The sequence below is a fragment of the Streptomyces sp. NRRL F-5123 genome (assembly GCF_000721495.1).
Lineage (GTDB): Bacteria > Actinomycetota > Actinomycetes > Streptomycetales > Streptomycetaceae > Actinacidiphila.
Genome location: NZ_JOHY01000018.1, coordinates 70,349 through 78,966 on the forward strand (window position 1 = coordinate 70,349; position 8,618 = coordinate 78,966).

General features: G+C 73.2%; 7 protein-coding genes. 5 read left to right on the top strand and 2 right to left on the bottom strand.

What is annotated here, in order from left to right; genetic code table 11:
• The first annotated feature begins 1 nt into the window (after nucleotide 1).
• The 5 genes from IH54_RS0117990 to IH54_RS44570 all read left to right on the top strand — a co-directional run bounded on the left by IH54_RS0117990 (nucleotide 2) and on the right by IH54_RS44570 (nucleotide 3,785).
• Nucleotides 2-649 (top strand): amino acid ABC transporter permease, encoded by a 648-nt coding sequence (locus tag IH54_RS0117990; RefSeq protein ID WP_031517949.1) that lies wholly within the window; start codon nucleotides 2-4, stop codon nucleotides 647-649.
• Entirely contained in the window at nucleotides 646-1,611 is a 966-nt protein-coding gene (locus tag IH54_RS0117995; RefSeq protein ID WP_234343589.1) for an amino acid ABC transporter permease, read from the top strand. The genes IH54_RS0117990 and IH54_RS0117995 overlap by 4 nt, the downstream gene beginning before the upstream one ends.
• A 207-nt stretch (nucleotides 1,612-1,818) precedes the next feature.
• A complete protein-coding gene (locus tag IH54_RS0118000) occupies nucleotides 1,819-2,571 on the top strand; it encodes a class II glutamine amidotransferase (protein WP_031517953.1) in 753 nt (250 codons plus the stop codon).
• 111 nt (nucleotides 2,572-2,682) lie between these two features.
• Complete coding sequence (locus IH54_RS0118005) at nucleotides 2,683-3,378, top strand: response regulator transcription factor (RefSeq protein ID WP_052397580.1); 696 nt, start codon at nucleotides 2,683-2,685, stop codon at nucleotides 3,376-3,378.
• A 32-nt stretch (nucleotides 3,379-3,410) separates the two neighbouring features.
• Complete coding sequence (locus IH54_RS44570; protein ID WP_159011915.1) at nucleotides 3,411-3,785, top strand: beta/gamma crystallin domain-containing protein; 375 nt, start codon at nucleotides 3,411-3,413, stop codon at nucleotides 3,783-3,785.
• A gap of 97 nt (nucleotides 3,786-3,882) precedes the next feature.
• Here IH54_RS44570 and IH54_RS0118015 read toward each other — a convergent pair whose 3' ends face one another.
• Complete coding sequence (locus tag IH54_RS0118015) at nucleotides 3,883-7,914, bottom strand: type VII secretion protein EccC (protein ID WP_031517961.1); 4,032 nt, start codon at nucleotides 7,912-7,914, stop codon at nucleotides 3,883-3,885.
• Between the two features lie 147 nt (nucleotides 7,915-8,061).
• Complete coding sequence (locus IH54_RS44575; protein ID WP_052397581.1) at nucleotides 8,062-8,556, bottom strand: YbaB/EbfC family nucleoid-associated protein; 495 nt, start codon at nucleotides 8,554-8,556, stop codon at nucleotides 8,062-8,064.
• Nucleotides 8,557-8,618: the final 62 nt, after the last annotated feature.

Consider the following 8,618-nt stretch of genomic DNA (forward strand, 5'->3'; position numbering starts at 1 on the left):
GATGGACGTCGTCACCTCCCACCTCGGCGTGTTCGGCAACGGGCTGCTGGTCTCGGTGGAGCTGAGCGGAAGCACCTTCGTCCTCGCCGGACTGCTCGGCCTGCTGCTGGCCTGCTGCCGGATCAGCCCGGTCGTCCCGCTGCGCGTGTTCGGCCGGCTCTACGTCGCCGCGCTGCGCAGCGTGCCGCTGCTGGTCCTGCTGACCCTGTTCGTGTTCGGGCTGCCCGAGATCGGCCTGGTCTACTCGCTGTTCTGGACCGCGGTGACCGCCATGGGCCTGTACTGGGCTGCCTTCTTCTGCGAGGTGATCAGGTCGGGCGTCCGGGCCGTACCGCGGGGCCAGATCGAGGCCGGCCGCGCGCTCGGCCTGACCTTCGGGCAGATCCTGCGGCTGGTGGTGCTGCCGCAGGCGCTCCGGACGGTGATCCAGCCGCTCGCGTCGCTGCTGATCGCGGTCACCCTCAACTCCTCGCTCGCGGCGGCCGTCGGCGTCACGCAGGAGCTGACCGGGCAGACCGAACTGCTGGACCAGCAGTACGCCCAGCCGCTGGTCACCTTCGGCGCGGCGGCGCTGTGCTACGTCGCGCTGACCCTGGTCATCGGCCAGTTCGCGGGCTGGCTGGAACGCAGGCTGGCGGTGCTGCGGTGACGGCGAACGGCACCACCCGCGCCCCCGTGCCGGAGGTCCCGGACGTGACCGGCGGGAACGACACCGCCGGCGGGGCACCCGCGCCGCCGGGAGCGACCGCGCGGGCCGGCGGCTTCTGGGCCCGGCTGGCCGCCCGCACCGAGGACGAAGGCTCCCTGTTCGACCCGCCGGGGCCCCGGGGCCGGGTCCGGATCAGGGTCGCCACCGCGGTGTCGCTGCTGGTCCTGGCGCTGCTGGTGGCGGCGGCCGTGCGCCGGTTCGCCGACCACGGCCAGCTGGACGCCGCCAAGTGGCGGCTCTTCGTCCAGGCCCCTGTCCTGCGCTACCTCCTCACCGGCCTGTGGGCGACCGTGCGCGTCACCCTCGTCAGCGCCGCGCTGGCGCTGCCGCTCGGAGCCCTCCTGGCGCTCGCGCGGCTGTCCCGCACCCGCTTCCTGCGGTGGCCGGCCGCGGTGTACGTCGAGGTGATGCGGTCCGTACCGCTGCTGCTGCTGGTCTACGCCTTTCTGCTCGGCCTGCCGAGCACGGGGGTCCGGATGGCGCTCTTCTGGCAGCTGGTCTGGCCGATCGTGCTGACCAACGCGGCAGTGCTCGCCGAGATCTTCCGGGCCGGGGTGCGCGCGCTGCCCCGCGGCCAGACGGAGGCGGCGTACGCCCTCGGGCTGCGCTACTGGCCGGCCATGCGCACGGTCGTGCTGCCCCAGGCGATCCGCCAGACCGCCCCGTCCCTGGTCGGCCAGCTGGTGCGGCTGCTCAAGGACAGCACGCTCGGATACGTCGTGAGCTTCCTCGAACTGCTCAACTCCGCGAAGGTGCTGGGCGAGTACAACCACACCGTCATCCAGGGCTACCTGGTCGTCGGGCTGGTCTACGTCCTGCTCAACAACACCCTGGCCGGAGCCGCCGGGCTCCTCGAACGGCGACTCGGCCGCCCGGCGCGGCGCCGCTCCGCGCCGCGCTGAGCCGACCGCCCCGGTCGCGTGGAACCTAACGCCCCGGCTCACGTCGGGCCGACCGGCCGGCACACCGTCGCCCGGCCGCCACAGCCGCGGCCCGGCGGGACCGCCCTCACTTCTTCCCCCGTGGAGGTGAGGCGCCCGCCGGGCCGCTCTCCCCCGCCAGGCCGGTCCGGCCGGGCGGGTCCTCCGCAACAGAAACGAGTTGTCCGCATGTGTCGCCTCCTGGGTGTCGTCGCCCGTGAGTCCCTTCCCCTGGGTGAGTTGCTCGCCGGGGAGCTCGGTCCCTTCCTCGCCATGGCGTGCGAGCACGCCGACGGATGGGGTGTCGCGTCCGTCACGCCGGAGCGCACCGTCGCGACCGTCAAGGAGCCGGTGCGCGCCGACGAGAGCCCCGGCTTCCAGCAGGTGGTGCGTGAACTGACCACCGACAGCGCCCTGGTGCACATCCGCATGGCGAGCCCGCGGCTACCGGTCGTGCCGGGGAACACCCACCCCTTCGGTGACCAGCGTGCCGCCTTCGCCCACAACGGCGACTTCACCCCGGTCGACTGCCTCGACGCCGTGATCGGCGAGGAGGCGCTAGCCACCGCCGAGGGGGACACCGACAGCGAGCGCTTCTCCCTCGGTGTCCGGCTGCGCATGGAGTCCGGCATGGAGCCGCACAAGGCGATCATGTCCACCGCGGCCGACATACGGTCGCTGGCGACGAGTTCCGCCAGCCTCAACTGCATGCTGCTCACCCCGGACGCGCTCTACGCCTACACCGCGCACGACCCGCACTCCGACGTCATCCGCCGCCGCGGCCCCGGCTTCTTCGCGCTCAACTACCGCATCGGCACCGACGCGGTGGTGGTCGCCTCCACCGGGTGGCCCCAGGACCCGGAGGCATGGACGGCCCTTCCCGAGGGCCACGTCCTGGAAGTCCGCCGCGACAGCCTGAGCGCGGTGGTGCACAACGGCTGAGAACGGCCGTTGCCACCGGAAGGCCCCGTCCCGTCGCCGTCGAGGAGTCAGTGGCGTCCGGATTCCCGGACTCCGTTCCGCCGGGAGATCACCGCGAGCCGCAGGAGCCCTATGCCGCACATACCGCACGTACCGCACGTCGCCGTGTTCGAGCACCACAGCCTCATGCGCCGGGGCCTGGAGAGCCTGCTGTCGAGCAGTCCCCTGTGCCATCTCGCCGCGCTCCTCGCGGAGCCCGGCGGGCCGGGCTCCGCGGACCTGCGCGTCGACGCCGTCGTCTACGGGCCGCCGGATAACCAGGTGCGGGGCCTGGCACAGGGCGTCCGCCGCCTTGCCGCCCACGGCCGGGTGCTGGTCGTCTCGGACTTCGGCGGCAGCGAGTCGGTGACGGACGTCCTGCGGGCGGGCGCGTACGGCTGCGTCAGCAGGCAGGCGGACGACGAGGAACTGCTGCGCGCCGTCGTGACGGTGGCGCGCGCGGGCGTCCACGTCGACGCCCGTCTCGCCCCGCGGCTGCACACCGAGTTGCGGCAGTCGCCGGCCGCGCCCGTGTCGGCGCTGGCCCGCCGCGAGTCGGAGACCCTGCGCTGGATCGCAGCGGGGCTGACGCACGGCCAGGTCGCCCGCCGGATGAATCTGACCGAGGCCACGGTCAGCACGTACGTCAAACGGATCCGGAGCAAACTCAACGTGGGGAACAAGGCGGATCTGACCCGCAAGGCGATCGAATTAGGACTGCTCCAGGAGGAGCGGCCGAAATCGAATGCCGGGGCAACTCCACGATTTACGGAGAACGGAAACGATTGAATTCCTCCGGGGGTTCAAGTAATGTGGCCGTCGTGAAACTAAACCGCCCTTTCAGGGTTCAAGGATTAGCAAAGAAGATTGCCGTTACGGCGGTGGCCGCCGCCGGCCTGGCCCTTACGCTGCCGGCGACCCCCGCGGCCGCTGCCAACTGGGTCGACTGCCGGGGAATCGACGAGTACGTGCGCGTGGAAGTGGACTACTTGCCTCCGGCCTGCTTCGCCAACGCCGGCGCGATTGACGTCAACCTCTATGGCGCGGAACTCCTCCACACGGGCAACAACAAGGTGACGTTTTTCTACACCATCGAGCAGACCGGATGGCAGAATGCCCTCACCATGGAGAAATGGACGAACCAGGGAATGTCTTTCGGTCTCACCGCCCACGTGACCTCGATTGTGGTCTGGTGACGTCTTCGACGTAGACCGCCCTCCGGTATGTGCGCCGAGTCCCCCGCCGTCAGGTCGGCGGGGGACTCGGCGTCGTCGGTGCACCCGCCCCGCCGCCTCAGGCGTCCGGGGCGTCGTCCGTCAGGGCGAGCTGGACCAGGGCCCTGGGGGCCGAGCGGCGGACGAGGATGCCGCGCCCCGGGGGCAGCAGCCGGGCCCGCTGGTCGCCGAGGACGGCGCCCTCGCGAGGGTCGCCGGAGAGCACCAGGCCGTCCGTGCCCAGTTCCTGGAGCCGGCCGAGTACGGGTTCGGAGATCTGGCGGCGCGCTGTGCCGCCGACGCGGCGGGCGACGACCATGTGGAAGCCCAACTCGCGGGCCTGCGGCAGGTAGTCCACGAGCGGCGCCAGCGGTGACTGCCGCCCGGACGACACCAGGTCGAAGTCATCGACGACGACGTACAGTTCGGGCCCCTGCCACCAACTGCGGTCGCGCAGCTGCCGCACGGTGACGTCGGGCGGCGGCAGCCGCTCGGCGAGCTTGTCCGCGACGGCCTGGGCGAACGAGGCGGCCGCGCCGGCGTCTCCCGCGTAGGCGCCCAGGTACTCCGGCGGGACGAGGCCGAGCAGTCCGCGGCGGAAGTCGAAGAGGACGAAGCGGGCCTCGTAGGAGGTGTGCCGGGCCATCATCCCGGTGATCCAGGCGCGCAGGAACTCCGTCTTGCCCGCGCCGGAGTCGCCGAAGACGACGAAGTGCGGGTCGTTGCCGGCGAGGTCGAGGTAGACGGGGTTCAGGTCGTGCTCGGCGATGCCGATGGGCACACCGGGCGGTTCCTGTGCGGGCAGGTCGAGTTCGGCGACGGCCAGCCGCTCCGGCAGCATCCGGACGGCCGGGGCCGCGGCGCCCTCCCAGCCGTCGGCGAGCTTGGCCAGCACGTCGGCCTGGGCGTCGGCGAGAGCGTCGATGTCGGGGCGGCCGTCCATTCGGGGCAGTGCCACCTGGTACTGGATGCCGGGCGGGGCCAGGCCGCGGCCGGGCGGCACGGCGCCGAACGCCCGGGCGATCCGCCGATCGACCTCCGACTCGCCGGGGTCGTTGAGCCGCAGCTCCAGCCGCCCGTTGACGGCGTCGCGCAGCGCGGTGCGGACGTCGCCCCACCGGTTGGCGGTGAGGACGAGGTGGACGCCGACGCCGAGGCCCCGGTTGGCGAGGTCCAGCACCGCCGTCTCGATGTCCTCCAACTCGCTGCGGGCGGCGGCCCAGTTGTCGATGACGAGGAACAGGTCGGCGGTGCGCATCCGCTGCGGCAGGCCGCCGGCGGCCCTGCGGCGCCGGAACTCGGTGGCCGAGTCGATGCCCATCCCCCGGAACTGCAGCTCGCGTTCGGCGACCACCTGGCGGACCTCGGCCAGGATGCGTCGGGCCTGCGCCAGGTCGTGCCGGCCGGCGACCGCGCTGACGTGCGGCGCCTGCTCGAACGGCAGCAGCGAGCCGCCGCCGAAGTCCAGACACGCGAACTGCGCCTCGTCCGGGGTGTGGGTGAGCATCGCCGACAGCATCAGGGTGCGCAGCAGCGTGCTCTTCCCGGACTGCGGCGCGCCGATCACCATCAGGTTGCCGGACTGCGCGAAGTCGGCGACCAGCGGCTGCTGGACCTGCTGGGACGGGATGTCCGACACCCCGACGGGGAAGAGCAGTTCGCCGCGCCGCGGCCACCAGTCCGCGGTCAGGCCGCGCCCGGGGCGTACCGTGGCCGGGCCGGTGAGGTCGTCCAGCGGCAGCGCGGGCGGCAGCGGCGGCAGCCACACCTGGTGGGCGGTCTGGCCGTTGGCCCGCAGCCGCTCCACGATGACCTGCATCTCGGTGGGCCCGCCAATCGCGGGCCGCGGCTCCGCCGGCTCCGCGTACCGCGCCGGCTCGTCGCCCGGGACGGGCGGCACGCGCAGGCCGAAGACGACCGGCGCGGCCACGCCCGGCTCGCCGCTCGCCGTCCGGGCGGCGGGCAGGTGCGGGCCGGAGACATGGGCGACGCGGAAGCGCTCGTACACCGCGTCGGTGACCTTGAGATAGGCCGAGCCGGGGATCGACGGCAGCTGGTAGGCGTCCGGGGTGCCGATGACGACCCGGGACTCGGCGGCGGAGAAGGTCCGCAGGCAGATGCGGTAGGAGAGGTTGGCGTCCAGGCCGCGCAGCCGGCCCTCCTCCAGGCGCTGCGTGGCCAGCAGCAGGTGCATGCCCAGCGACCGGCCGACGCGGCCGATCTGGACGAACAGCTCGATGAACTCCGGGCGGCTGGTGAGCAGTTCGCCGAACTCATCGACGATGATCAGCAGGTAGGGCAGCGGCGGCAGCGGGCTGCCGTCGGGTGCCGTGCGGCCGGCGGCGCGGTGCAGCTGGTAGTCGCGGATGTTGTCGATGTTGCCGGCGTCCCGCAGGATCCGCTGGCGGCGCTGCTGCTCGCCCACGAGGGCGTCGCGCACCCGGTCCACGAGCGCCAGGTCGTCCATGAGGTTCGTGATCATGCCGGCGGCGTGCGGGAGTTCGGACAGCCCGGCGAAGGTGGCGCCTCCCTTGAAGTCGACCAGCACGAAGCTCAGCAGCTCCGGCGAGTGGGTCGCCGCCAGGCCGGTGACGAGGGTGCGCAGCAGCTCGCTCTTGCCGGAGCCGGTGGCGCCGACGACGAGGCCGTGCGGGCCCATGCCGCCCCGCGCGGCCTCCTTCAGGTCGAGCACCAGCGGCTGCCCGTTGCCGTCGAAGCCGAGCGGCATGCGCAGCACCGCGTCGTCGTCGGCCGCGACCCACAGCGATTCGGGGTCAAAGTCGTCCAGGTCGCCGATGCCCAGCATGCTCGGCAGCGACGTCACCTGCGCCAGGACCTCCTCGCCCTCCACGGACAGCCGCAGCGGGGCCAGTTCGCGGGCGATCGCCTCGCACAGCACGACCTCGGGCCACTCGGCGAGCACGTCGGTGACCTCCGGCCGCGCCTGCCCGCCGCGTTCGGTCGCGCGTACGTCCAGGGCGAGCCGGCCGGTGTCGTCGACGCGCACCCGCACGTCGGCCCGACTGGGCTCGTCCTGCTCCCTGTTGACGACGCACAGCACCGTGATGCCGCTCTCCGGCCCGGCGGCCGCGAGGAGTTCCGCGGCGGTCTGCGAGCGGGCCCAGCCGGCGCGGGGGTCGTAGCCGTCCAGGACGACGACGAGCCGGCGCCGGGTGTCCTGCGCGTCGCGGTCCATGTAGCCGCGCCGCATCGGGGGCTGCTCGGCGAACCGGTCCAGCGCGTCCCGCAGATGGTCGGCGACCGAGTCGAACTCCTCGGCGACCAGCGGGACGACGCCGGCCTCGCCGGTGGCCTCCGGCTCGTGCGTGTGCGGCAGCCACTTGGTCCACCCCCACGTGTCCGCGTCGCCGACGACCACCAGGCCCACGTCGTCGGGCGCGTGCAGCACCGCGATCTGGCAGACCACGGCCCGCGCGACACCGCCGGCCACCTCGGTCGGGCCGAGCACGCTGACCACCCCGCCCCGGGACATGTCCATGGTGGCGGGCTGGCTGCCGACGGTGGACATCGTCGCGATCACCCGGTCCGCGGCGGACTTGGCCCGCGGGTCGTACTCCACCGTGGGGTCGTTGCGGGTGGCCATGCGGATCGGGGTGGCCAGCGGGGCGGTGCCGACGCCGACGCACACGCTGAGGAAGTCGGCGTCGGTGGCCCGGCGTTCCCAGACCCGGCGGCGGCGGGTCGCGATGGCCCAGAGCCGGTACGGCGACGGGTACGCCCACGCGGCCACCACCCGCTGGCTCTCGGCGACCTGGCGGGCGGCGCGTCGCACCTCCACCAGGTGGGCGAGGTAGCGGTCGCGGGCCCGCAGCTTGTCGCGGCGGGCGCTGCGGCGCAGTTGGAGGCGGATGGCGACCGTGGTGCCGATGGAGACGACCACGAAGCAGATGCCGAGCAGAATCAGCAGCTTGCGGCCGCCGGCCATCAGGTAGCCGGCCATGCTGAAGCTGGTCATCAGCGGCATGAGCAGCATCAGCCAGTTGTTGGCGTCACGGCCGACGGGCTGCGGCGGCGCCGCGAGGACCACGGGCTCCGTGGGCAGTTGCGGCGGCAGGACCCGGGCGGGCCGGTGGAAGATGATCCGGGACATCAGCGATTCTCGTCCGTCGCGGCGGCCGTGGGAGCGCGGTTGCGCGGCTCCCGCCGACCATGGAGCTTTCTTACGGTAGAAGCCGGAAACGCTCGCCGGGTAGCCCCCGTTCCTGCGCCCGGGGTGTTCCCGATCGGGGACACCGGTTCAGCGCTGGTTGTCGCGGCCCTTCCCGCTCCTTCCGCCGCCCGGCCCCGCGTTCCCGTCCGGCGCCCCCTGCATGCCCGGTGGGAAGGGCAGTTGCGGCAGGCTGCTGCCGGGCCGGCGGGAGGGGAACATCGGCTCGACGCGGCCGCGGGGCGCCGGGGCGGCGTGCAGCTGGTCGACGATGTCGGCGAGGCCGCCGGTCAGCGCGTCCAGCCGCTCGGCGCGCTGCGCCGCCATGGCCTCGTTGGCGGCGTCCACCGCCGCCATGACCATCTCGGACAGGGTGCGCGGGTCCTGCGGGTCGATCACCGAGGGGTCGATGTCCAGCGCGACGAGGCGCCCCTGCCCGGACACCGTCGCCCGCACCAGGCCGCCGCCGCCGTGGCCGGTGGCCTCCAGCGCGCCCAGCGCGGACTGCGCGTCCGTGACGCCGTCCCGTATCCGGTCGGCGGTGCGGGCCAGGGCGGCGAAGTGGTCGGCAAGGTTCTCGGACAAGGGTCTCTCCTCGGTCGGGTGGCGCTGTGTGCCGCTACGGGGTCCCGCGCCGGGTCCACGGC

What these genes read in the sequence shown, in the direction of transcription:
- IH54_RS0118005 (WP_052397580.1), top strand. Translation starts at nt 2,683, where the DNA reads ATGCCGCACATACCGCACGTACCGCACGTCGCCGTGTTCGAGCACCAC.
- IH54_RS0118000 (WP_031517953.1), top strand. Translation starts at nt 1,819, where the DNA reads ATGTGTCGCCTCCTGGGTGTCGTCGCCCGTGAGTCCCTTCCCCTGGGT.
- IH54_RS0117990 (WP_031517949.1), top strand. Translation starts at nt 2, where the DNA reads ATGGACGTCGTCACCTCCCACCTCGGCGTGTTCGGCAACGGGCTGCTG.
- IH54_RS0118015 (WP_031517961.1), bottom strand. Translation starts at nt 7,914, where the DNA reads ATGTCCCGGATCATCTTCCACCGGCCCGCCCGGGTCCTGCCGCCGCAA.